Annotated in this window: 20 protein-coding genes and 1 tRNA gene; 5 read left to right on the top strand and 16 right to left on the bottom strand. The window is 59.8% G+C overall.

The genetic code is table 11. From position 1 onward, the window contains the following. Positions 1-5 precede the first annotated feature (5 nt). From I2H36_RS01145 to I2H36_RS01130, 4 genes are all read right to left on the bottom strand, one after another. Positions 6-953: an ornithine cyclodeaminase family protein gene (locus tag I2H36_RS01145; protein ID WP_196262052.1), complete on the bottom strand. Its 948-nt coding sequence runs from the start codon at positions 951-953 to the stop codon at positions 6-8. A gap of 45 nt (positions 954-998) precedes the next feature. Further along, positions 999-1,997 (bottom strand): succinylglutamate desuccinylase/aspartoacylase family protein, encoded by a 999-nt coding sequence (locus tag I2H36_RS01140; protein WP_196262051.1) that lies wholly within the window; start codon positions 1,995-1,997, stop codon positions 999-1,001. Positions 1,998-2,009: 12 nt separating this feature from the next. After that, complete coding sequence (locus I2H36_RS01135) at positions 2,010-2,975, bottom strand: pyridoxal-phosphate dependent enzyme (RefSeq protein ID WP_246718588.1); 966 nt, start codon at positions 2,973-2,975, stop codon at positions 2,010-2,012. Positions 2,976-3,143: 168 nt separating this feature from the next. Then, positions 3,144-3,998: a lysine/arginine/ornithine ABC transporter substrate-binding protein gene (locus I2H36_RS01130; RefSeq protein WP_196262050.1), complete on the bottom strand. Its 855-nt coding sequence runs from the start codon at positions 3,996-3,998 to the stop codon at positions 3,144-3,146. A gap of 201 nt (positions 3,999-4,199) precedes the next feature. On the opposite strand from I2H36_RS01130, the gene I2H36_RS01125 reads away from it, so the two are divergent. Further along, on the top strand, positions 4,200-4,898 hold the full coding sequence (locus I2H36_RS01125; RefSeq protein ID WP_343234376.1) for a helix-turn-helix transcriptional regulator: 699 nt from the start codon (positions 4,200-4,202) through the stop codon (positions 4,896-4,898). 1,757 nt (positions 4,899-6,655) lie between these two features. Here the strand turns inward: I2H36_RS01125 and I2H36_RS01120 are convergent. From I2H36_RS01120 to I2H36_RS01100, 5 genes are all read right to left on the bottom strand, one after another. Next, positions 6,656-9,850 carry an error-prone DNA polymerase gene (locus I2H36_RS01120; RefSeq protein ID WP_196262049.1) on the bottom strand — a complete coding sequence of 1,065 codons (3,195 nt, stop codon included), beginning with the start codon at positions 9,848-9,850 and terminating at the stop codon, positions 6,656-6,658. 6 nt (positions 9,851-9,856) lie between these two features. Next, entirely contained in the window at positions 9,857-11,284 is a 1,428-nt protein-coding gene (locus I2H36_RS01115) for a Y-family DNA polymerase (RefSeq protein ID WP_343234375.1), read from the bottom strand. After that, positions 11,277-12,029 (bottom strand): ImuA family protein, encoded by a 753-nt coding sequence (locus tag I2H36_RS01110; protein ID WP_196262047.1) that lies wholly within the window; start codon positions 12,027-12,029, stop codon positions 11,277-11,279. Before I2H36_RS01110 ends, I2H36_RS01115 begins: the two co-directional genes overlap by 8 nt. Before the next feature lie 652 nt (positions 12,030-12,681). Beyond that, a tRNA-Lys gene (locus I2H36_RS01105) sits at positions 12,682-12,757 on the bottom strand. Positions 12,758-13,049: 292 nt separating this feature from the next. Beyond that, positions 13,050-14,612, bottom strand: coding sequence for a 2-isopropylmalate synthase (locus I2H36_RS01100; RefSeq protein WP_196262046.1), 1,563 nt, complete (start codon positions 14,610-14,612; stop codon positions 13,050-13,052). A gap of 423 nt (positions 14,613-15,035) precedes the next feature. On the opposite strand from I2H36_RS01100, the gene I2H36_RS01095 reads away from it, so the two are divergent. Next, entirely contained in the window at positions 15,036-15,341 is a 306-nt protein-coding gene (locus I2H36_RS01095) for a hypothetical protein (protein WP_196262045.1), read from the top strand. On the opposite strand, the gene I2H36_RS01090 is transcribed toward I2H36_RS01095, so the two are convergent. From I2H36_RS01090 to pdxY, 3 genes are read right to left on the bottom strand one after another with little or no spacing between them, the layout of a single operon-like run. Further along, positions 15,332-16,045, bottom strand: a complete 714-nt coding sequence (locus I2H36_RS01090) for an NUDIX hydrolase (RefSeq protein ID WP_196262044.1) — start codon at positions 16,043-16,045, stop codon at positions 15,332-15,334. The two genes, I2H36_RS01095 and I2H36_RS01090, sit on opposite strands and share 10 nt — an antisense overlap. Next, complete coding sequence (locus I2H36_RS01085) at positions 16,042-16,947, bottom strand: PhzF family phenazine biosynthesis protein (protein ID WP_196262043.1); 906 nt, start codon at positions 16,945-16,947, stop codon at positions 16,042-16,044. The genes I2H36_RS01090 and I2H36_RS01085 overlap by 4 nt, the downstream gene beginning before the upstream one ends. A gap of 5 nt (positions 16,948-16,952) precedes the next feature. Beyond that, a complete protein-coding gene (gene pdxY / locus I2H36_RS01080; protein WP_196262042.1) occupies positions 16,953-17,801 on the bottom strand; it encodes a pyridoxal kinase PdxY in 849 nt (282 codons plus the stop codon). A 151-nt stretch (positions 17,802-17,952) separates the two neighbouring features. On the opposite strand from pdxY, the gene I2H36_RS01075 reads away from it, so the two are divergent. Together I2H36_RS01075 and I2H36_RS01070 are read left to right on the top strand one after the other, a co-directional pair. Continuing rightward, the gene (locus tag I2H36_RS01075) at positions 17,953-18,474 is read left to right on the top strand and encodes a DedA family protein (RefSeq protein WP_196262041.1); all 522 of its coding nucleotides are present in this window, start codon (positions 17,953-17,955) and stop codon (positions 18,472-18,474) included. A gap of 64 nt (positions 18,475-18,538) precedes the next feature. After that, positions 18,539-18,694: a hypothetical protein gene (locus tag I2H36_RS01070; protein ID WP_196262040.1), complete on the top strand. Its 156-nt coding sequence runs from the start codon at positions 18,539-18,541 to the stop codon at positions 18,692-18,694. Positions 18,695-19,172: 478 nt separating this feature from the next. Here the strand turns inward: I2H36_RS01070 and I2H36_RS01065 are convergent, their stop codons facing one another. Both I2H36_RS01065 and ilvC read right to left on the bottom strand, forming a co-directional pair. After that, on the bottom strand, positions 19,173-20,924 hold the full coding sequence (locus tag I2H36_RS01065) for a patatin-like phospholipase family protein (protein ID WP_196262039.1): 1,752 nt from the start codon (positions 20,922-20,924) through the stop codon (positions 19,173-19,175). Positions 20,925-21,084: 160 nt separating this feature from the next. Continuing rightward, the gene (gene ilvC / locus I2H36_RS01060) at positions 21,085-22,104 is read right to left on the bottom strand and encodes a ketol-acid reductoisomerase (protein WP_196262570.1); all 1,020 of its coding nucleotides are present in this window, start codon (positions 22,102-22,104) and stop codon (positions 21,085-21,087) included. Between the two features lie 275 nt (positions 22,105-22,379). On the opposite strand from ilvC, the gene I2H36_RS01055 reads away from it, so the two are divergent. Continuing rightward, positions 22,380-22,928: a DUF924 family protein gene (locus tag I2H36_RS01055; protein WP_196262038.1), complete on the top strand. Its 549-nt coding sequence runs from the start codon at positions 22,380-22,382 to the stop codon at positions 22,926-22,928. 113 nt (positions 22,929-23,041) lie between these two features. On the opposite strand, the gene ilvN is transcribed toward I2H36_RS01055, so the two are convergent. Together ilvN and I2H36_RS01045 are read right to left on the bottom strand one after the other, a co-directional pair. Further along, positions 23,042-23,584: an acetolactate synthase small subunit gene (gene ilvN / locus I2H36_RS01050; protein ID WP_036350902.1), complete on the bottom strand. Its 543-nt coding sequence runs from the start codon at positions 23,582-23,584 to the stop codon at positions 23,042-23,044. 29 nt (positions 23,585-23,613) lie between these two features. Beyond that, a complete protein-coding gene (locus I2H36_RS01045) occupies positions 23,614-24,294 on the bottom strand; it encodes a glutathione S-transferase family protein (protein ID WP_196262037.1) in 681 nt (226 codons plus the stop codon).

The following is a 24,294-nucleotide window of genomic DNA, read 5'->3' as shown; positions in this document are numbered from 1 at the left end:
TCCCACTACCCGGACAGCACCGCCGAAGCCATGGCAATATCCTGGACGGCGAGGCCCGATAGGGTCGTAACAGTGACCTGCCTCTCGCTCGTACGTCCCTTGGCGATACCCGAAACGATCTCACCAATCTCGGCTACCCTGGACAGGGCGGCTGAGTCTTCCCCGTACGCACGCAAGAGCTCGCCGCGCGTTATGGCCTGGCGCCGGCTGTCCGTCACGACGATGTCGGCATTGCGAATGATCGCCTCAGCCAGCTCCTGCTTGTCTGCGCTGTCCGCCCCGATCGCAGTGATGTGGGTACCAAGCCGAATGTCGGACCATTGCAGCAACGGCGATGGACTTGCGGTCGCGGTAACAATAAGGCGGCTGCGGGCAGCGACGTCGGAGGCCGATGGCGCAATCTCGACCGTAAAGCCTTTCTCTTCCATGCGCTTGGCATAGGCAGACGTGCGCTCGGGATTTCGTCCCCAAGCCACGACGTTCTTGCAGGGACGGACGGCTTGTAGAGCCAGAACCTGCAACTCGGCCTGGATTCCATTCCCGATGACCCCGATCGTGTCCACATCCGTCGATGCTAGATGCTTGGCGGCCACGGCCCCGGCTGCTGCGGTCCGTAGATCGGTCAGGCGGCCGCGATCATTGAGAACGGCAGCAAGCTCGCCCGTTTCTTTCCTGAAGACGAGGAGAAGCCCATCGCTGCTGCTCAGCCCCTTGGCGGGGTTGTTCCAGAATCCCGAGGCGATCTTGATGACGTAGGTATCACCGGACTTAAAGTACCCGTACTTGAGATGGACTTCGCCCGGCGGATCCTCGATCAGCAACTCGCCCGGCATCGGCATGACGGCCTCTCCCTTGGAGAACGCAGCGAAGGCCTGCTCCATCAGTCCAACGACATCGAGGTTTCCGACGCGCTCTTCGATTTCGTCTGGATTGAGGAATGTGATGGAGGTCAAAGTCTCGGTTCCGGGTTTGAATTAGATGATGGGTGCAAAGCGGTGTCACGGCGTGTAGTCTCTGGCTACGACGACCAGGGTGTCGTTGCGGTGAACGACGCCCTGCCCGTGCAGACAGAGTAGGAGCCCCGACTGGGGAGAGAGCACTGGTGTAGGTGCCCTTTCCACCCGGTCCACGTAGTGCAAGTAGCCGATGACCATCCCTTTTTCGACTGGCGCGCCGAGACTCACGGCAGGTTCGAACAAGGCGGTGTCGTCCGCATGGACATAGTAATCCGAACCCGGCACCGAGACGCGGCGCGAGATCCTACGGTCTTCGGCGCCGTCTTGGTCAGACGGGGCAAGGTGACCCAGATGGCGCAGGACTCCTAGCAACCCCTCGTAGCTCATGCGGGCTGTCTCGGCCGTGATGATGCCGCTCCCGCCGAGTTCGCTGGACAGCATGAGCTTGCCCGAGCTCTCCACAACATCGTCTAGCATCACGCTTGCATGCGGCTCGCGGATCACGACAATCAGCGGGGCTCCGAAGGACTCGGCGGCCGCCAGGAAACTGCTGGTCCGCTCGGGGTCGGGCTGCTCATGGATGAATGTGCAGAGCTCGAAGCGCAGTGAGCGGCCACCCGAATGGATATCGAAGACGTTGTCGGCCCTGGGGACCAGTTCCGTGGTGATGAAGTGCGCGATGCGCTGGGTCGCCGACCCGCGCCCGTTGCCGGGGAACTCCCTGTTGAGGTTGAGGCCATCGAGCGGCGACAGGCGTGCTCCTGCCAGGACGGCCGGCAGGTTGATCGCCGGCACGACGATGAGGGTGCCCTTGATACTGTCCGGGTCGACGGAATGGGCGAATTTCGAGAGGGCGACCGGTCCCTCGTATTCATCACCATGGCTGCCTCCGAGCAGTAGCGTCGTTGGTCCCGAGCCATTGCGGATGACGAACACTGGTATGCGCAGGTTCTGCCATGCGCTCCGGTTCGTGGAACTTGGCACCTGGATGTAGGAGGCCTGCCGGCCGTCTCTGTTCCAGTCGATCTCGAGACTTGCCATGGCGTCCGACCCTTAACCGTTTACGACCGCCAGGATTCGGTCATGGTCAAAATTGGCCCCGCAGAGCACCACGACGTTGTTCTGCTCCTCACAACGCTTGGCAACCTGATAGAGGCCCGCAAGAGCAAGGGCCGCCGCTCCTTCGACGAGTTGGTTCTCCTTGATGGCCATGTCCTTGAGCGCGGCGGCGATCTCTGCCTCCGTGCACGTCAAGACTTCGTCGATGACGGCGCTCGACAGCGGCAAGGTCATGCTGTCATCGTCGACGCCACCTGCGACGGCGTCTGCAAGAGTATCGAGATGCTCCGTCTCGACGACGCGCCCCGCCACAATCGAGGCCGCCAACGCGGCCGAGTTCTGTGCGGAAACACCAAACACGCGCGTGCTCGGGCTGAAGCACTTCAGGACAGAACCGATCCCGCTGATCAGCCCGCCGCCGCCCATGGCGACGAAGACGTTGTCGATCCGGTCGGCCTGTTCTAGCATCTCCAGCGCGATCGTACCCTGCCCCGCAATGATCTCGGGATCGTTGTACGGGGAGACGTAGACGAGGCTCCGACTTTGGGCCTCCTTCTGCGCGTGCTGCTCCGCCAACCCGGTCTCTGCCCCGTGAAGGATTACTTCCACGCCAAAGGAGCGGATCTTGGCGAGCTTCGCAGGCGACACGGTTTCGGGAAGGACAACCGTCAGCTTCTGGCCGATCAGGCTCGCAGCCTGAGCGGACCCGATACCATGATTGCCAGAGGATGCCGTGATGACGCCCTGATCGAGGCCGAGCGCGGTCATCTTACTCGCCGCGCCACGGATCTTGAATGACCCGGTGAGCTGGAAGTTCTCCGCCTTGAAGGAGATGGTGGAATTGATGTCGCGGCTGATCTGGCGCGAAGGCAACAGTGGTGTCTCGTAGACGTAATTGCGGATGCGACGCCGCGCCTGGACGGAGCGGGCGGCAGATTCAAGGACGCTGTTATTCATCATCGGGTCTCGGCCTCGTTCAAGGTCTTGAGATAGGGTCGGAAATCAACAAGAGCGGCTTGCGCAACAGCCTACTATGTCACGGCATCGTCCGACGGTGCTGCATCCCGTATGGTTCCCATAGGCGGTTGCCCTGCGAACATTCCGCAGGGCAACCGTCGCAACCTCTGATTAGCCCTTTGGTGTTACATCAACCTTGAACCACTTCTCGGCGAGCTTCTTGACGGTGCCATCGGCAATGGCTGCCCCGATGGCGGTATCGAACATGGCCTTGAGCTCTTGGCTGTCTTTACGCAGGCCTACTCCTACGCCGCGACCCAGGATGCCGCCGGAGAAGCCTGGTCCCGCAACTGCGAAATCCTTGAACTCCGGCTTATCCAGAGTGCCCTGAAGGGCCGTCTTGTCACCAATCACCGCATCGATGCGTCCGGCAGCTAGATCGAGATCGTACTGCTCCGTCGTCTTGTACTCGCGGATCTCGACGGCACCTTTAAGGTATTTGTCGGTGAAGTTTGAGTGAGACGAAGAGGTCTGGACGCCGAGCGTCTTGCCCTTGAGGGCTTCGCGAATCTTGGCTACAGCCGCTTCGGATTCGGTCGCCTGGGAGGTGAGGCTGAACTGCGCAACAGGACCAAGCGCCTTCGCTTCCGCAGAGCTCTTCGCGACTACGATTCCGTTGCTCACCTGAGCATAGGGTCGGGTGAAATCGATGGTCTCCAGGCGTTTGTCGGTGATGCTCATGCCGGCCATGATGGCATCGTATTTCTTGGCGGCAAGCGCTGGAATGATGCCGTCCCAGTCCTGGGCCACGATCTCGCAGGACACGCTCATGCGCTTACACAGGTCGTTGGCCAAGTCGATCTCAAAGCCTTCCAGCTTGCCGCCCGCGCCCGTGAAGTTCCAGGGGACATAGGCGCCCTCAGTCGCGATCTTGAGGCTTGTGACCTTTCCGGCTTGGGCGTGGGCGAGCGCCGGAGCCATCGCAATGCCGACGGCTACCAGGGCTAGGCGACCGAGCTTCTTCATCGTCAGAGTTCCCTTGTGGATGCGTGATTGTTGACAACATGGCAGTTGTTGTATTGAACAATAAAGTCCAATTTGGACTGGTTTGTCTATATTTTTTTCGCAGGTGGTCGTTATCTCTTGGTCTGTCCGAGTAGCGCCGCTTGCCTGGACTTTCGAGCATGCGACAGTCTAGGAGAATCCTCTCAAGCCTCCTGTGCCTGGGTGAGAAAGCATGACCCACTCAAAGCGCAACGAGATGCCGAGATGAGAAAAGCAAGGCAAGCGGCCAAGCCTGGGCTTGTGCCGGAGCTCGCGGCCTATACTCATATCTGCGATGCGATCACGCTGCTGTTCCAGCCTTATGCCGAGGTGGTCCTGCACGACCTCGCGACCGAGACGGTGGTATATCTGACCAATAGCTTCTCAAAACGGGAGCTGGGTGAGCCGTCCCTCATTCATGAGATTGATTTCAAGCCCTCCGACAGGATCATCGGCCCGTACGAGAAGGTGAATTGGGACGGGCGACGCATCAAGTCGGTCAGCGCAGTGATCCGGGCCGGCGAGAAGGCAATCGGCATTCTATGCATCAATGTGGATGTTTCTCACTTCCACGCCGTCATCAGCACATTGGAGGCTCTTGTCTCGGTGCCCCAGTCTCACGAGAAACCGGCATCGCTGTTCAAGGACGACTGGCACGAACGGGTCAACGAGTACATCCAATCCTGGACCTGGGAACGCGGATTGTCCGTTGCCGAATTGGAGCGACGCGAGAAACAACAACTCATCATGGACCTTTCCGGGGACGGAGCATTCGGCGGACGCAATATGGCGTCCTACATCTCGAGAGTGCTTGGGCTGGGCCGGGCGACGGTCTACAACTATCTCAAGCAAAGCTGCAACGGCGGGTCGGGTGATGAATAATGCAGCGCCGCTTGGCACTCGAATGATTTACTGAAGCGGGTTCTAACCATCCGGACTAAGCGGTGGTCTATCGATGGCTTGAGATGAACTGCTTGAGGCGCTCGAACTTCGGCGCTCTGTAGACGCCTTGAGTCGCGTCTCCTATCTCCATAGGCTAGGTTTGCGAACTTGTCCCAAATCTGAAGCCGTGGCTTGACCTCAACTGTCTCCTTAGGGTCAAACCAGGCAATTGAGCCGACGTAATGAACGTCTGCTCACTGCAGGATGGCAGACATTCGACTTACTTCCGAGATGTACCATGAGTCACGGTTTCCCATCACTCAATCCATTGCCAAGGAATAGCGTTCACAATTAACCTCCGGAATGGCTGCCTGGTCAGTGGATGCTGTCGTCGCTAATCGGTCCCTTGCATGCCGATAAAGATCGTCTCGCCGACTTACGGATCCTGCTCGGTTATCAGCGAGTAGACGCGCCGACTGCCCTACCCACAAACGATCCGGAGCAGGACCCAATGGTACTTGATCGAAGATCGAAGCTCGTCATGCATGAAGACTTGTCGTTAGTCCACACACCCAAGATAGCCAGACAGCAAGTTCAGCGACCCGCTAGGTTCGCTCTTTTGGATTGCACAGCAAATCCAAGCTCGAATTGCGACGCTACATCGCTCGCAGGCAAAGTTGCGGCCGATTGTGCAGGGTTCCGAGTCCCAATTTTCTCTTTGTCTGGCTGTACGAAGGACTGATTATAAATGGTTTTTTTATTCTGCAGGGGTGCAGACTGCAGGCGATCATTCGGCACCTGCTGATAGACCTGCAGATAAAATGATAGGCCTGAGGCAGCTCATCCTGTGTGCTCACGTCAACGCTGAGAGCACTACGGCTTTGGCTAATAGCATTTTCATTGACTGTTGGAACTTGCCTTGGCCGTTTGCTCGATGGAGCTCTTTCGTTGAAGGGTGAAGGCGGTTCGTCGATCAGCGTCCGATCGCGGCATCAACGCATGCGGAGCACACGGCGCACATACCCGCCAGTTCATCAGGCCTTATGGTACTCTTCCGAGCGAAGCCAGGGAGGTCGTGGCTCAGCTCTGTGTTGATCTTAGTAAGATTCAGAAGGCCAATGACAACACTAGCTCGGAGCCTGATGCGGGGCCTTAAGGTCGCCCCTGCTCTTCTAGGCTGGATTGGGATGGGAGCGGTGTTCCATCGATTATCAATCAGGCCTAGAAGCCAGAAGTGATGGTACAATCTGCTGCGCGATCAACATAGCCTGGTCGACGTGCCCTTCGTGGTACGCCCCCTCGCTGTCGAGCAGGTTCACAGTTCCGAGCATTGCCCCATCGAAAACGACCGGCAAGTTCATGACGCTTCCGAGGCCGAGGCTCGTAATTGTCTCGTGATCCGGAAACAGAGGCGCGAATTCGGCAGGCGTTCTCGCAAGAAATGGTTGCATATGCCCGCACACGCTCGGTGTAGGCATTAGGCAATACAGGTTTGCGGCCGCCAACAGGGTAGACAGTGGCATTCGTCGAATAGATTCGTTCGACTTCCAGTCCGCCATTCAGCATTCGCGTCACGGTATAGAGGCGGTACCCTACTGCTTGTGAGAACGCGGTTCCAGCAGCTTCTAACGTCGTGGTGGGCTGGTTCGGCGCAGCCCAGGCTCGCTGTACGTTCATTGCCATCTGTAAAGTATCAGGCATTGGATCATCCGATTGACTGTTGAAGGTTCATTCTACCATTTTATAAGGGTTGCGTCCTACCGGAAATCCCGCGTTGGCATCTTGATGCTTCGTGCGCCTGAAGTGTCCATATCAGGCTTGTAGTTTGGCTCACGGTGCGAAAGCAGCCCATTCTTTCCTCTTTGGGCGACGCTGCGCAGGAGATCTGAGAGGCTGATCAGATGCTCGGCGACGACATGGATCACATCTCCCTCTCGTTGAACGCTTCCCCGGCAAGCGATCATTCCGGAGGATAGGATCAACTGCCGATGCTTTTCAAAGATTGCCGACCAAATTACAACGTTTGCAACATCAGTTTCATCCTCGATTGTCATGAATGTGACGCCCTTAGCTGTGCCCGGCCTCTGTCGCACAAGGACCAATCCCGCGACTGTGACCCGGCTGCCGTCACGAGCCTGCCTCAAGGCTGCGCATGGGGTCATGCGTCTTTTCTCTAGGTCAGGTCGAAGGAAAGACACCGGGTGCTGTCGCAGGGTCAGGCCTGTTGAGATATAATCCTCAACGACTTCCCGGCCTGCTGTCATCGGCTCAAGAGCAACATTCCGCTCCACCACTTCGGGCTTAATTTCACCCTCGCGACCATCGGCAACTGCAAACAGTGGTAGCTGTTCATCGCTCAAGATGAGCACCTTCCAGAACGCATCCCGCCGGTTCACGCGGAGCGTTCCAAATGCATCAGCGTCCGCCAGATGCTTCAGGGTAGAAAAGGATAAGCCTGCACGTCTTCCAACATCCTCAATTGATACGAATGGGCCGGAAGCTCGCATTAGCGGAATGATAGCCCCCTCTTGGTTAGGTAGTCCCCTCACCAGATGGAGGCCAAGACGAACGGCAAGATTGCCCCCCTTGCTTGGCTCAAGGGTGCTCTCCCAACGGGAGTGATTCACATCGATAGGCCGGACCTCAACCCCATGCTGCCTGGCATCACGCACCAGTTGCGCCGGCTGATAAAAACCCATTGGCTGGGAATTGAGCAACGCACATAGAAACACTTCGGGATGATGGGACTTCATCCAGGACGAAGCGTAGGCGATCAGCGCAAAAGAAGCTGCGTGGCTCTCAGGAAAGCCGTAGGAGCCAAAACCCTCCAACTGCCTAAACGTGCGTTCGGCGAACTCGCGCTCATAGCCACGGGTGACCATCCCGTTGATGAGCTTATCTCTGAATTTTGAGACGCCACCTGTGAACTTGAAGGTCGCCATAGAGCGGCGGAGTTGATCAGCCTCAGATGGAGTAAAGCCTGCACATTCGATGGCAACCCGCATGGCTTGTTCCTGGAAGAGAGGAACGCCAAGCGTCTTTCCAAGAACCTTTTCCAGTTCCGGACTTGGGTAAGTTACAGGCTCCACGCCGTTGCGACGCCGCACATAGGGATGTACCATGTCGCCTTGGATCGGCCCTGGCCTGACGATCGCAACCTGGATCACGAGATCATAGAATGTTCTGGGCTTCATTCGAGGCAGGCTCGACATTTGGGCCCGGCTCTCGATTTGAAAGGTGCCCATTGTGTCTGCGCGGCGGATCATGGCATAGGTCTTTGGGTCCTCAGGCGGGATGGAAGCTAAGTCTAGATCGATACCTTTGTACTCACGTAGGAGGTTGAAGGTGCGCCTCATGCAGCTTAGGATCCCAAGCGCCAGCACGTCGACCTTCATGAACTTCAGAATGTCGATATCATCCTTGTCCCACTCGATAACTTGGCGGTTCTCCATAGCCGCCGGTTCGATGGGAGCCATTTCGTCAAGGCGTCCTTGCGTCAGCACAAACCCGCCGGGGTGCTGCGACAGATGACGCGGCGTCCCAATCAGTTCGGAAGCCAGCTCCAGCGTCAGTCGCAAGCGGCGGTCGTTCAGGTTGAGGTTGAGTTCCTTCGCTTCCTTTTCGCCGATGCCTTCAGTCCCCCATCCCCAAACCAAACGCGACAGGGCTTTTGTGACATCCTCTGGAATGCCAAGAACCTTCCCGACCTCTCGCACGGCCCCTTTCGCTTGAAAGCGCGTGACCACCGCAGTCAGAGCCGCCCGATGCCGCCCATAGGTTTCAAAGACCCACTGAATGACCTCTTCCCGCCGCTCATGTTCAAAATCGACGTCGATGTCCGGCGGCTCCCGGCGCTCCTGAGATATAAACCGCTCAAACAGCAGCCCAGACCGCACAGGGTCAATCTCCGTTATGCCGAGCACATAGCAGACGGCGGAGTTCGCCGCACTTCCCCTCCCCTGACAAAGAATGCCACGCCCGCGGGCGAACTGGACGATAGAGTGGACGGTGAGAAAGTAGGGAGCATATTGAAGCTCTTCGATCAGCGTCAGCTCATGTCGGAGTTGAGCGGCGACACGATCCGGCAACCCATCAGGAAAGCGCCGCTTGGCGCCTTGCCACGTCAGGCGCTCCAGCGTCTGTTGCGCTGTTTCGCCAGCAGCCACAATCTCGTTCGGGTAGTGATAATCAAGCTCATCCAGCGAAAAGCGACAGCGTCCTGCAACTTCGAGCGTCCTTGCCACCGCTTCTGGATAGTCCTTGAACAGACGGGCCATCTCGTCAGGGTCTTTCAAGAAGCGATCCGCGTGACGCTCCAGCCGGTAGCCTGCCTGATCGATGGTCGTCTTCAACCGGATGCACGTCATCACATCCTGCATCATGCGGCGGCTGGGGTGGTGATACAAGACGTCGCCGGTTGCGACAGCAGGCACCCGTGCAGCTTGCGCCATATCAGCGACAGCGCGGAGACGAGCGAACTCATTAGGAGCAAACCGGCGAATGAGAGCCATGTAAGCCCTGTCACCGAAGGTTGACTTCAATCGCCTCAACCGTTCTGCCAACGCATCATCGGGCTTATCGCCGAGCAGAATGGCAAGCATTCCTTCATTCCATTGGACCACGTCCTCCCAGGTCAGCAGGCACTTGCCCTTCCCTGCTCGCGCCTTTCCGGTGCTGAGCAGGCGACAAAGTCGAGAGTATGCAGCGCGGTCAGTCGGATAGACAAGCAAGGACATGCCATCGCTGAGATCTAGGCGGCAGCCGACCACGAGACGAACGCACGTCTCTTTTGCAGCCTCAAAGGCGCGGACAATGCCAGCGACAGAATTCCGATCAACGACCGCCAAGGCCGGAATGCCGAGAAGCTTGGCCTGCTCGAAGAGTTCACGCGGGCTTGAGGCACCGCGCAGAAAGGAGAAATGCGTGGTGGTCTGCAGTTCGGCATAGCTCATGCAGGCCTACCCGAAGAGTCCATGGAGCCACCAGCGCCCGCCTTCGGCGGCCGGCGCATCGCGGAAGAGCCAGAAGCGAGCATCCCGGTCGGTCTCAAGCCGGTAATAGTCGCGAAACGACGACATCTCGCTGTCAGACTTCCACCACTCACCTGTGATCCGCTCCGGGCCATCAGCCCCGCGCACGACATACCGTACCCGTCGCCAGACAAAGAAGATCGGCGGATGGTCTGGTACGACCGCGGTGGCTTCGACGCGCTCAGGCGGATCGAGGATACGGGCGGGTCGCACCAGGTCTTCAGGCCATGTCAGCCCGGACGCTGGAGCAAGCGCCGGAATACGTCTCGCGGACCGCTCAGGCACATGACTCTCAACCGGGACAAGGCGAAAGACCTTGCCCGCACCCACGCGCGCGGAGAGGCGGTCAACCAGAGGGCTGATATCCGGTTCAGGATCTTGTTTGTCGATGCCACGGGCTTGAAGCTGCATCGCACCGAGCGGTTCGACACGGCTGGCCACGATCAGGACTTCATCGATTCCGAAACCAGGGTCGATCGTGCCAAGGCTTTCGTCAAATAGCTTCGCAAGGTGGATGGGGTCACGGGATGCTCTTGCTGTTCCGACGCGAAGAGCCAAGGACTTTTGATCGACCCGGCGGAAGATCAAGTCGAGGCGGCGAGCGCCAATCCCCTGCTTGGCAAGATCCGCACAGAGAATAGCTGTCAGCCGCGATACAACCCGCTTCAGGTCCTCAGGGCGGCCAATTGGCTCTGGAAAGACGATGGAATGGGATAGGGTCTCTAGCGGCACAAGCGGGCTGATCGGCTCGAAGGCATGTCCCAGCGCCTGATCAAGACGCAACGCTGTCTGTGTTCCTAAGCGCCGGGTCATCGGTCCGCGTGGCATCGCAGCCAGTTGCCCTATCCTTTCAATGCCAAGGCGATCCATGATGTCGAGAGTCTTCTGCTCAAGGCGTAAAGCCTGGACCGGCAAGCCAGCCACAGCATCAACGGCTCTGCCTGGAGAGACAACAGCTTGATTGCCGTATCGAGCAACAGCCCAGGCGATTCCGGGCGCGTCGGCAATGGATGCACGGGCTGCAATCCCTTTGGCATTCAACCGTCCGGTAAGATCCTCAAGGAGGGCATGTTCTCCGCCGAAAAGATGATCTGCTCCGGCCGTATCGATCCAGATGCCATCGGGCGTATCGGGCGCAACGATTGGCGAGTAGCGCAGGCACCATAAGGCTAAACGTGTCAGAGCCGCCCTATCCTCTTCCGGAGTAGCATCGCGAACATGAAGATCAGGGATAAGTGCCTGAGCATGGGCGATGGTTTGACCTGCTTTCAGCCCTGCCATCTTCGCTGCCCTGTCCGCCGCTGCAATGATGCGGCGTGAGCCTTCATTGGCGACAGTGACAAGCGGCTCATCCAAAGGCGGCGTGCCGAATTGGCGACGTATGCGATCTGTAGGCCATGTCGGCAGAAACAGCGAGACGACCCTTCGCATCACACCCCTCAACAATCCAGGAACGCGCTTCAGCGCCACGGCAACGAACAAGATCAACCCGCCATCGTTGGCGGCTGATACCCGGAACGGAAAGGACGGCTGACGGCGCTGACGCGATCCGCCAACGTGTGACGGCAGCCGTTGGCAATGTGGTGAGGTTCTTCTCGGCAACCGTCCACCATCGTCGCAACATGAGGGCTGGTACGCCGGAGGCTTCCGCTGCGAGTTGCAAACGTCGTGACGCAACAAGGTTGAGGCGCGTGACTTCCCCTACAACAGCGGCAAGGCCCCTTTCACGAAGGGCTTCTTCGACCAGAGGCAAGACTTCCCGGTCATGGCCTGCTTCGACATAGATGACCCGGTCCGGGTGAAGGCCGGCTGCCGCAAGGCCTGGCGCAAATAGGTCACGCCGCGTCAGGCACCAAACCACAGGGCCTTTGCGGCGCGCCGCGATCCCTGCTGTGAAAAGGGTCGCCGCTCCGGCGAATTCGGCAGCAGGACCCGCTTCAACAACTTCGTGGACTGCTCCTAGCGCCAAACCGCCATTGGGCAGGTGTTGGTCAAGTGTATAAACACCGAATGGCAGAACCGGGCGATGACGCTTGTCACCTTCCATGCGCTCGATCTGCTCTCGCAAATCGGCAATAGCCACCTGCTGCCCGGCACGCATGCGCCCTGCCTCTTGTCTGTTTGATCTGCGTTGATGTTCTTATTTTGTTCTTATATGCCTAGTGAGTCAAACAACCGCAGAGTGCTGTGGACAAGGCGGAGCTATAGCACTCAAATTATTGGTTTATTCTGCCGCTGGACTTTGTGGAGAACATTGTTCCTGAGTATTGTCTCGCCTATGTTCAGGACGACCTTACGTTGTCTGAAAGGTACTTGTCGGCGGTTTTTCTCGCCGATAGCGTAGTTACTCTGCTTTACGATAGAAACGGCAACTTTGTACCAGAACCTGCTTTTGACACTGTCTCCAATTTGGGAGCTTCACGAACCCGATCCGCGCACTGAAACAAGCCGGCTCGCCGACAGCTTAAATCAAAGCTTCAGCTTCCACTTCTATGGCTTTCCGCTTCTCTCGGAAGCGCCTGATTAGCGATCACGGTCGATAAAATGCGATCTGGATACTAATACGTTTGGGTCGACGCCTTCAGGTACCGTTGCACGCTTGCAGTTACATTGAAGGAGCCAGAAATCCCCCTGACTGACGAGGATGAGAGCGTTCGCCTGAAGTTCAGTCGCAGGTGTAAGCTTGTGGTAGCTATAGGGTTGCTAGATTCTTAAAACGCCAATCCAAATCTTAGCTAATTCTTTGAAGAGATTGGTGGGTGATGTAGGGCTCGAACCTACGACCCGCTGATTAAGAGTCAGCTGCTCTACCAACTGAGCTAATCACCCATCGCCGAAGCGAATTCAGCGGCGCGATGTCCGCTGAAGAGGTCGTGCGTGTAACAAACCGGACGGGGCCTGTCTAGCCCCGCAGGTGCGGTTTTCCGCCATGGAAAGGTTTTTTCCCTAGAGCTCAGAATGCAGAGCAGATCTATTGCGCTATTCGGCCTCGAACCGGTCCCACAAGCCTTTGAATGTTGCGGCAAGTGGCAAGAGGCTCGAACCCTCAAGCTTGAGGGTTCGAGCCTCTATGCTCACGCAAACAAGAGAAAGGTCCGCCGAGCGGGCCCTTTGTGCCCAATCATTCTGCCGCGTGCTGGGCGTGCAGGCGGGCACCCCGGCTCATGAGCTTGTTGAGGGCACCGAGATAGGCTTGGGCGGAGGCGACCAGGGTGTCCGGGTCGGCGGCGCGGGAGGTGACGCTGCGGTCGTCGGCCGAGAGGCGCACAGAGACCTCGGCCTGGGCGTCCGTGCCCTCCGTGACGGCATGGACCTGATAGAGTTCCAGCACCGCCTCGTGGGGCACCAGGGCCTTGATGACGTTGAAGGTGGCATCCACCGGGCCGTTGCCCTCCTGCTCCTCCACAACGATCCGATCGTCGACCTGGAGCCGCATGGTGGCGCGCTGGGGCCCGCGGGTGCCGGCCACGATGTGGAGCGAGACCAGCTTGATGCGGTCATGCGCCATGGCGATATTCTGGTCGACTAGGGCCTCGATATCCTCGTCATAGACGTGCTTCTTGCGGTCGGCGAGTTCCTTGAACCGCTCGAAGGCGTCCTGAAATTGATTGTCCGAGAGGCTGTAGCCCAGCTCCTCCAGCTTGTTGCGGAAGGCTGCCCGACCGGAGTGCTTGCCCATGACCAGAGAGGTCTTAGACACGCCGACGCTCTCGGGTGTCATGATCTCGTAGGTCTGGGCGTTCTTGAGCATACCGTCCTGGTGGATGCCGCTCTCATGCGCGAAGGCGTTCCGGCCGACGATGGCCTTGTTGTACTGCACCGGGAATGAGGTCGCGGCGGACGCCAGCTTCGAGGCGCGGGTCAGCATGGTGGCCTCGATGCCGGTCTCGTACGGCAGCACGTCGCCACGGGTCTTGATCGCCATGACGATCTCTTCCAGGGCTGCATTGCCAGCGCGTTCGCCGATGCCATTGAGTGTGCACTCGATCTGCCGTGCGCCGCCTTCCAGCGCCGCCAGGGAATTGGCGACCGCGAGGCCCAGGTCGTTGTGGCAATGGGCGGAGAAGATCACCTTGTCGGCGTTCGGCACGCGCTCGCGCACGGCGCGGAACATGGCCCTGTATTCGTCAGGCGTGGCATAGCCCACTGTGTCGGGCAGGTTGATGGTGGTGGCGCCGGCCTTGATGGCTGCTTCCACGCAGCGGCACAGATAGTCGATCGGGGTCCGGGTGGCGTCCATGGCGGACCACTCGATGTCCTCGATCAGGTTGCGCGCCTGGGTCACCGTCGTGGTGATGATCTCCAGCACCTCTTCCTCCGACTTGCGCATCTGGTGCGCCAGATGGATCGGGGACGTGGACACGAAGGTGTGAATGCGCGGCCGCGCCGCGTGGCGAACAGCTTCGCCGGCACGGGCGATGTCGGCCGAGATGGCGCGGGCGAGGCCAGCGACGGTGGCCCGCTTCACATGCTTGGCGATCAGGGCGACGGCCTCGAAATCGCCGTTCGACGCGATGGGGAAGCCCGCCTCGATGATGTCGACGCCCATGGTGTCGAGCAGTTCCGCAACCTCGAGCTTCTCCTCCAGGGTCATGGTGGCGCCGGGGCATTGCTCGCCGTCGCGCAGGGTGGTGTCGAAGATCAGAACGCGGTCCTTGGGGGAGCCGGATACGGAAGCGGTCATCAGTCTAGTCCTTCTTGGGAGGAGCCTTTGGGCTCAAGGTTGTTCCTGCTTGTCCAGAACCCCTGAGAGCCCAGGCGGCAACGCCCAGCCGACCCTCAGGGGCAGCTAAGGAGAAGGAGGCCAAGAAGGCGCGCGCGAGCGGCAGCGGAAGCGGTGCCGTTCATCCTTGCGCTGGGGGAGCCGATGATCATCGCTGCCCAAATCCTCCATGGCCGCGGGCTTTGAGCCGCGAACAACGGGCTCGTTTGTAACGGCGGTCCACTGGAATGGCAAGCCGTTGAAACAAACGAAAAGAGAAGCATCGACTATTGGACGGGATGTGACTCAAAGCGTGACGGGGCTGTTCTCCCGGGAAAGCGCCCTAGAACGGATGAAGCTTGACCTTTATTCCTCGCTCGCGAGGTCCATCGAGGAGATGCTTTCATGAAGATTGTCACCCCCGCTCTGCTCCTGACCGGCGGTCTGGCGCTGGCCGCATGCAACCAGACCGCTTCGGCACCTGCCGGCCCCAGTGTCGTGGCCGGCAGCTCCGCCACCGGCTGCAATGGCGAAATCGCCCGCTATCGCGCCGTCATGAGCAATGACTTGGCCATGGGGCACGTGAACCAATCCGTCTATAACCGGGTAGATCGGGATATCGCTCAGGCCGAGGAAGTCTGCGCCGCAGGCCGGGATGCGGAAGCCGTGCGGATGGTCAACGCCACGAAGGCGCGCCACGGCTACCTCTGATCGAAGACCCAATCGAAAAAGGACTGCAGGAAGAGCGGCATCCGCTCAGGATCGATATCGTCCGCACTACGGATGATGCGGACATCCTGCAGTTCAGGCTCGTGCTGCCGGGCGATGTTGGCGCGGATCCTCGCCGCGCCCTCCTCTGCCGTCACCGGCAGAGTCACCATGCGCAGGAGGGCGATAGTCGGCCAGCGTTGGACGATGATCCATTCGTCATCCACGTGGTAGTCGCCCTCCTGCAGACCCGTTTCCTCTTCAAGCTCCCGGGTGAGGCTAGCGGCAAGGTCGACCGTGCCGTCGGGTCTCACGTCGGAGGGGTCGGGCGTTCCGGCCGCGAAATAGACGCGCCCTGCATTCGTCGTACCCGAGCCCATCACGGCGCAGATATAAGCGCCGTCCGACCCACGCAGCGCCCCCATGGCAAAACCGTTGGCGATCACCGGGTTGGGGTAGCCCTTGTCGATCCAGGCGACGAAGTCGGCATAGTCCACTTCGAAATAGGTGTTGCGGCATAAGTCCTGTTCAAACACCACATCCTGCAGCAGCAGCACGCGCCCGTTGAACATCTGCGGCTTGCCCGCGGTGCGCCGCTTCCAGTTCTCCTCGATGAAACCTCGGTTCTGCTTCGGCCAAGCCCAGTCGTACGGGCGGCAGCACGCCTCGACGCGGGAGACGCGTCGGATCTCGATCTCACGGTTCACGCGAAAATCTCGCCACGGCTCACCATCACGGCGCCGCCGCCGATCTCGGCGGAGACAAGCGCTCCATCCTTGATCACCATCTGCAGGCGAATCTCGCTCGGGCGGCCCATCTCGACGCCTTGCTCAATGATGATGTTGTGCTCGCCGTCGCCCAGGGGTTCGCATTGCATGAGTGCACCGGCGAAGGCCGCAGCGGCCGAGCCGGTAGCCGGATCTTCCGCGATGCCCATGCCCAATCCGAACATGCGGGCGCGGAAGCGCAAGCCATCGGCTTGAGGGATCCGGGCATAGACATAGGGTGCCGGGTGGTCACTGTCGCCAAATGCCTTGTCGAAGGCCTCGCCCTGCGGCTTGGACTTCGCCAATGCTTCAAGAGACGCAACAGGCACAAGATCGTAAGCGACGCCGGCCGAGTGGCGATTGGGAACATGGCGGTCGAAGCCAATCTCAGTCGGATCGAGACCAAGCGCCCAGGCACAGGTCGTGGAATCCTTGCCCTCGCCCCACACGAACGGCAGACGCGGGAGACGGAAACGCGCCGTACCGCTCACCTCATCCATGACCTCGACGGCGCAGGGCACGATGCCGACCTGCTCCTTGAGCCCGAAAGCCACTGCGCCCGGCTGGCCGTCCTGATCGAGCAGGGCTAGGAGCACGGCGGTTCCTACTGTCGGGTGACCCGCGAAGGGCAGTTCGCGGGCCGGCGTGAAGATCCGGATGTCGGCGCGTTGGCGAGGCTCGGAAGCAGGCAGAACGAAGACCGTCTCGGAGAGATTGAACTCCTTCGCAATCCGCTGCATGGCCGCCGTGTCGAGCCCCTCGGCATCGAGCACGACCGCGAGAGGATTGCCGGCGAAGCGCTCGCCCGTGAAGACATCGAGGGTGACAAAGCGGCGAGTCATGCGGATCAAACCTCTTCAACATCGAAGCGACGGGTGGGCGAGACGAATTCATCCTGCGCGGCAATGGTCAGGATCTCGCGGGAGCCTGCCTCTTCCGTGCGCTTGAGCAAGCCGTAAACAGAGGCCGAGGCTTCGGCAAGGGCCGTCGACGCTGAGCGTGAGCGGGCATAATGAACGAAGAAGAGCGCCGCAATGGCATCCCCCGCCCCGTTGACGGACAGAGACAGCTTCGGCGTGCGCACGCGCCAGAAGCGCCCGTTTTCCCCAGCGATCAGATCGACGCTATCCGAGGGCGTTTCCTTCGTCTCGACGGAGGTGACAAGAATGACCTTAGGGCCAATCTTGTGCACAATCGTGACTGCCTTCTTCACATCGTCGAGTGTCTGTGCCGTGAGGCCTGACAGATAATCCAGCTCGAACTGGTTCGGGGTGATGATGTCAGCTGCCGGCACCGCCTGCTCGCGCATGAATTCCGGAATGCCAGGGCGCACGAACACACCGCGGCCAACATCCCCGATCACCGGATCGCAGCAATAAAGCGCATCCGGGTTGAGAGACCGCACCCGCGCGATGGCGGACAGGACAGCGTTGCCGATATCGGCCGAGCCCATATAGCCGGAGAGAACACCATCGCAGCGACCGAGAACGCCGCGTTCGGCAATGCCCTCCACCAGATCCTCGATGGCGGGGCCATCGAAGACGCGGCCTTTCCAGGACCCGTAGCCGGTGTGGTTCGAGAATTGGACCGTATGAATGGGCCACACCTCGACGCCGAGGCGCTGCATCGGAAAGACCGCCGAAGCGTTGCCGACGTGGCCATAGGCGACATGGGATTGGATTGAGAGAACGTTCATGGCTCTTGCCCCCTTGAGGATGGGTTAGCGCAACATGAGCCCTGCTTCAAATTGCGCGATGTGATCCTATTCATCACGGATGCGATTGGATCTGTCTGATCAGCCGCAAATGCTTATATGCCCTCAACGATGAAGGAGGCGGGTCGGATTCATGGATATCGAGTTTTGGAAGAACAGCGTCCTGGAGTTTGTGCAGACCCATCAGGCCTATGCGCCCTTCGTGCTCGGCCTGATGACCTTTGCCGAGTCGCTCGCTTTCGTGTCTCTTCTCCTGCCGACCATGACGATCATGATCGCCGTAGGCTTCATCCTGGCTGCAGCGGATATTCCGTTCTGGCAGGCTTGGGTCGGAGCTGTCTGCGGGGCTTTTCTGGGCAATTGGGTCTCCTATGCCATCGGCCAGCGCTATAAGAAGGCCGCCTATGGAGTCTGGCCGTTGTCCCGCAATCCCAAGCTGATCGTGCGGGGAGAGGACTTCTTCCAGCGCTTCGGCCCCTGGGCCGTGTTCCTGGGTCGCTTCTTCGGCCCCGTCCGAGCCGTCATTGCCCTGATCGCCGGCATCTTCCTCATGCCGGGCGTGCTGTTCCAAGCCGCCAACCTGGCCTCGGCCTCCGTCTGGGCCTTCGTGATCCTCGCGCCCGGTGCGGGTCTGGCGCAATACCTGCTGTGGTAGGGCCGCGCACCTGGGAACCTGCGGTCCGAGGGCTCATTAACCTCCATCACTAGAGGAGGCCTCCATGGGCAAAGGCAAGATGAACGGCGACAATTCCAGCGAGAGCAAGAAGCACCCCGATGATCATACCAGGGGCTCGGGCGGCACGATGAAGAACCGCAAGGATCCCGGCAAGCAGGATAACAACAAGGCGCAGAACACGAAGAACAACCAGCAGTAACAGCTGGCATCATTCTGTCTCGCCTATCCTTAAGCCTATCCATTTCCATAGGTCACGGCAGCGTTTCGCAGTGTTATTGGCTTAGCTATAACACTGCGAAACGCTGCCGTGACCCTGTCCACATCTGACTCTTATACCAATCTTGCACCGGCGCCCCTGCACTCAAACGGTGCAAACCCGCTCGCGACAGGCCTGCCGGCTCTCTGGTGGCCCTGCGTCTGGAGCTTTGGGTCCTTGGTCTATTCCATGTTCTGGATGGCGGAGGGCTGGAGGGCAGCGCAGTCTCTGATCGGGCCCACGAAAATCAACAATCTAGCGCAGGATCTCTGGTGCCTGATCCTAGTCCTCGGGAGCAGCTATGCCGTTTACCAGTTCTGCCGACACCGCTCGGAAAGGCTGGGCCTCGTTCTCTGCCTTCTAGCGGCGGCGGCTGCCATGGCATGGCACCGGCTGTAGAATCGAAGCCGGAAAGCGATCTTCAGGCCACGTTGAATCCATCGAGAGCGCCAGCCTCGATGCTGTCTCGGGTGTGTTGGTACCCGATCTCCACCACCCTCTCGAAATGCTCCCAGCCCCTCAGCGGCACGTCGGCCAGCGGCGGATGAATGACGAGAGCCGCATGAGCGCGGGCCTTGAGCGTCTGAGCATCGCTGGAAATCGTAGCCGCCCGGTAGAGCAGACTGACGATATCCGGCGCCTGGGATGGAAGGCCGAGGAGCCGGCGCAGGAAGGGTGCTTTCTTCTCCTCCTCGCCTGCCGTGGTGAAGGCAACGTCCCGCGCCACATCGATGCCGAGCACCGGGCCTCTCTGCAGGTCGGACATGATGTCTGCCGGCAGGTTGTTCATCATGGCTCCGTCCACAAGCACGCCCTCCGGCTCGATGACCGGCGGCAGTAAGCCGGGAATGGCAAGGCTCGCCCGCAAGGCGCGCCAGAGCGAACCCTGACGATGCACATGGGCCGTGCCAGTCGTCAGATTCGACGACACGCAGAAGAACGGCAACCAGAGATCCTCGATTTTCCGATCACCGAAATGCTCGAACAGCCGCGCATCAACCTTGCGCCCTCTCACCAGCGCGACGAGCGGGAGCGTGTAATCGTTCAGCGGCGGGTTTCTAACGAAGGCCTCCCTCATGAGGTCCTTAGCCTCGTCCAAACCGATCTGAATCGCAGCCGTTGCAGCCATGACGGCCCCGATGCTGGTTCCTCCGACGAGATCGATCGGAAAGCCATACTCGCCAAGGGCCCGAATGGCCCCGAGATGAGCAAAGCCCCGAGCCCCTCCCCCGGCCAGAACCAAGCCGACAGCGTGCCCGCTTGAGGTGCGGATGAGGCGTTGCATATCGGCTGGGCTTTTCGCCCGCACATGAAGCCGCTGGTCCACGGGAAGACGGGCGAGCGACGGATGGGCCGGCATCGGGCGGGGGGCGTCTGCCGTCTGAAGCAGCACGAGGTCATGACGGCGCCAGGACGATACGGCGCAGGTCAGCGCCTCCGCCTCAGGCACCAAGGGCTCGCCCGGACAGGCCAGAAACATGACATGGTCGGCGTGGCGGATGCAGCGTCCCGTCCAGGAGCCAGACGGCTCCGACGCAACATAGATGACGCGCTCCCGGCTGGCCTCGAAGCGATAGAGCCAGTTCTCGTCCTCCTCGGACGGCATTGCATCGAGAAGATCCACCCCGGCCCCATGACTGCGCCGCATCTCCTCCTGAAACGCATGGGCGAAGTCGGCCACGGCCACGCCCTGAGTAATCGGAACGATGGCGTAGGTGGTGGGCTTGAAGGTGATGGGGCTGCTGCGGGTCGTGGCGCGAAGCCTATCGGCGAGAAGCCGCGACAGGTAGACCATCACCGAGGGGCAGCGCTCCACGAGGCGCTCAAATGATTCCCGCGTGAGTTTGAGCAGCACCGAGTCTCGTAAGGCGGTTACGCTGGCCGAGCGGGGCGCATTTGTGATGAGGGCCATTTCCCCGATCGTCTCTGGGGGAAAGATGCGAGCAACGCGCCTCTGCTCTCCATGGCTGCCCTGGATGGACACTCCGAGCGCACCCGAGACGAGCATGTAGAGCGCGTCAGCCGGATCACCTTCCTGGAACAGAACCGCCCCTCCCGGAAGAACCACCTGCTGTAGTTCTGCCTGGAGTTCAAGGCGCGTCACAGGATCGAGACCCGCCCAGAAGGACGCCTTCAATTCCAGCAGGTCTTCGGTCAGAATCGGTGCACTCATGGGCTGTCGGGCATTTGCGGTTTAAAGCCCACTAGCCGGGATTGCCTTACGTCGCAAATCCACATTCAGCTTAGTGCATAAGGGATAATAGGCGGGGCAGAGGCAAAGCCCTTATCTCTTAACGGATAAGGGTTCTAGAGCCTCGCCCCGCCTATCAGGCTTAGTTCCGGCTCTTATCGACCAGGGCCTTTTCCTTGATCCAGGGCATCATGTCGCGCAGGCGGGAGCCCACATCCTCGATGGGGTGGGCGGCGTTGCGGGCGCGGGTGGCCTTGAAGGAGGTCTGGTTGACCTTGTTCTCGAGCATCCAGTCGCGGGTGAACTTGCCGGACTGAATGTCCTCAAGGACGCGCTTCATCTCGGCCTTGGTCTCGGCCGTGATGATCCGCGGACCGGTCACGTACTCGCCGTATTCGGCAGTGTTCGAGATCGAGTAGTTCATGTTGGCAATACCGCCCTCATAGATGAGGTCGACAATGAGCTTCACTTCGTGGAGGCACTCGAAATAAGCCATCTCGGGAGCATAGCCCGCCTCGACCAGGGTCTCAAAGCCTGCCTTGATCAGCTCGACAAGGCCGCCGCAGAGTACCACCTGCTCGCCGAAGAGATCGGTCTCGCACTCTTCCTTGAAGCTGGTCTCGATGATGCCGGCGCGGCCGCCGCCATTGGCGGAAGCATAGGAGAGAGCGATGTCATGGGCATTGCCCGTGGCGTCCTGGTGGATCGCGATGAGCGTCGGCACGCCGCCGCCGCGCTGGTACTCGGAACGGACCGTGTGACCGGGGCCCTTCGGAGCCACCATGAGCACGTCGAGGTCCTTACGGGGTTCGATGAGATTGAAATGGACGTTGAGGCCATGGGCGAAAAGGAGGGCAGCCCCTTCCTTCATGTTGTCCTGAAGGTCATTGCGATAGATATCGGCCTGCAACTCGTCGGGGGTCAGCATCATGACCACGTCGGCCCACTTAGCTGCCTCGGCCACTTCCATGACCTTCAGACCGGCCTTCTCGGCCTTAGCGGCGGAGGGCGAGCCCTTGCGGAGCGCGACCACAATGTCCTTCACGCCTGAATCGCGCAGGTTCAGCGTATGGGCATGACCCTGGCTGCCATAGCCAACGATGGCGACCTTCTTGCCCTTGATCAGGTTGATATCTGCGTCGCGATCGTAATAGACACGCATGGTCTTCAAGTCCCTTATCTCAAAGGGGGCATTCCCCCAGGTTCGTTGACGCTGCACCACCCGCATGGACGTGACGCAACATTGAATTATCAGGCGCCGCTTTTAGCGAATAAAACTGCGCTGACAAGCTGTTGTTTGTAGCAAAACTTCGACCCTCCCTGCTTTAGATGCAGAAGAAACCATTTCGCTCAAACGATCCGAGCCTGGAGAGTTCAAACAGCTCCCCGATGCTCTAGATTGGAATTTCATATCTCGACCGAGAAGGACAAAACCGCATGCAGCGCCTTGCCACTCCCGACGAAGTCATCTCATTTTGGCGCGAAGCCGGTCCGGAGAAGTGGTTTTCGAAGGATGAAACCTTCGACCAAGCCTGCCGTGACCGTTTCATGCCCACCTACGAGGCCGCCGCGAGAGGCGATCTCAACGAGTGGGAACTCACCCCAGATGGGGCTCTCGCCGTCATTCTCCTTCTCGACCAGTTTCCCCGGAACATGTTCCGGGGTCAGCGTGAAACCTATAAGACCGACCCGGTTGCCCTGATGGCTGCCGACCGCGCCATCGAGCGGGGTTTCGACCACAAGGTGGAACCGCAGTTCCGCCGGTTCTTCTACCTGCCCTTCATGCACTCCGAAGCCCTGGCGGATCAGGAGCGCTCAGTGGCCCTGAACGAAGCTCTCGGCGCGGAGGACTCGGTCAAGTATGCCCATCATCATCACGACATCGTCGCCCGTTTCGGCCGCTTCCCTCACCGCAATGCCATCTTGGGCCGTGAGACGACGCCCGAGGAGGAGGCATTCCTGAAGGAAAGCGACTTCAGGGGTTAGAGCATCGGACACAAAACTGGACTTGCACTTTTGTGTCCGATGCTCATCTTCTGAGCTCGCGCATCGTTCTGAGCGGAAAACCGGTTCCCACTTTTCCGCACGATGCGCTAGGCTCACATTCCTTCCGCACCGCGCGCCATAGCGGCGACGCCGGTGCGAGAGACTTCGACGAGGCCGACGGCCGTCATGAGCTTGATGAAGCGCTCGACCTCGTCGGTCGTGCCGGTCAGCTCATAGACGAACGAGGTCAGCGTCGCATCGAGGGTGCGGGCGCCGAAGGCGGATGCCAGCCGCATGGCCTCCACACGATGATCACCCTTGCCCACCACCTTCACGAGGCAGAGCTCGCGCTCGACAGCCTCGCCGGTGAGGGTGAGATCGACCACGCGGTGCACCGGCACGAGACGCTCGAGCTGGCTCTTGATCTGCTGGATGATGCTGTCGGTGCCCGTGGTCACAATGGTGATGCGCGAGATGTGCGCTTCGTGCTCCGTCTCGGTGACGGTCAGGCTCTCGATGTTGTAGCCGCGGCCCGAGAAGAGGCCCGCAATGCGGGCGAGAACACCCGGCTCGTTATCGACGATGATGGCGAGCGTGCGCCGGTGAGAGGGCTCGACGCGGGTCGCATCGGGATAGTGGGTCTTCATCTGGAGCATGGTCTGGTTTCCCGAATGTCTTTCAAGCCTCAAGCCGCCTTGCGGTAGTTCTCAATGGCATCCTCTTCCACCTCGTCAGCCGGGACGATCCACTCCTCCTTGAGCGCTGCCGAGCGCCACTCCTGGAAGGTAGGCAGCGACAGGATCGCATCAACATAGGCGCGCGTTGTTGTATCGAGGGTAATGGAATATGTGTCGAGGCGGGTCGCAAGCGGCGCATACATGGCATCCGCCGCCGAGAAGGCGCCGAACAGGAAGGTACCGCCAGCGCCAAAGCGTTGACGCGCCTCGCGCACGATCTCACTGAAGCGCGTGACATCCTGCGCGACAGCCTGACTGCGATCTCTCGAAGCATATTTCTTGCCGAGGTTCATTGGACAAGCCGAACGCAGCGCCAAGAACCCGGCATGCATTTCGGCCGCGATGGAGCGTGCCATGGCGCGGGCCTTACGATCCGCGGGCCATACAGGAACACCATAGGCTTCGCCGATATATTCCATGATAGAGATGCTCTCCCACACGGTCACATCGCCATCGATCAGGATCGGCACCTTACCAGCAGGCGAATGCTTGAGCACCTTCTCCTTGGTATCCGGCAGATCGAGCGGAATGCTGATCTCGTCGAAAGCCACCCCAAGCTGCTTCATCAGCAGCCAGGGACGCAGCGACCAGGACGAGTAGCACTTGTTGGCGATGACAAGAGTCGGCAT

The organism is Microvirga terrestris (assembly GCF_015694425.1).
Taxonomy (GTDB): Bacteria; Pseudomonadota; Alphaproteobacteria; order Rhizobiales; family Beijerinckiaceae; genus Microvirga; species Microvirga terrestris.
Note: the sequence above shows the minus strand (reverse complement) of the source record. Positions and strands in the feature narration are given on the sequence as shown.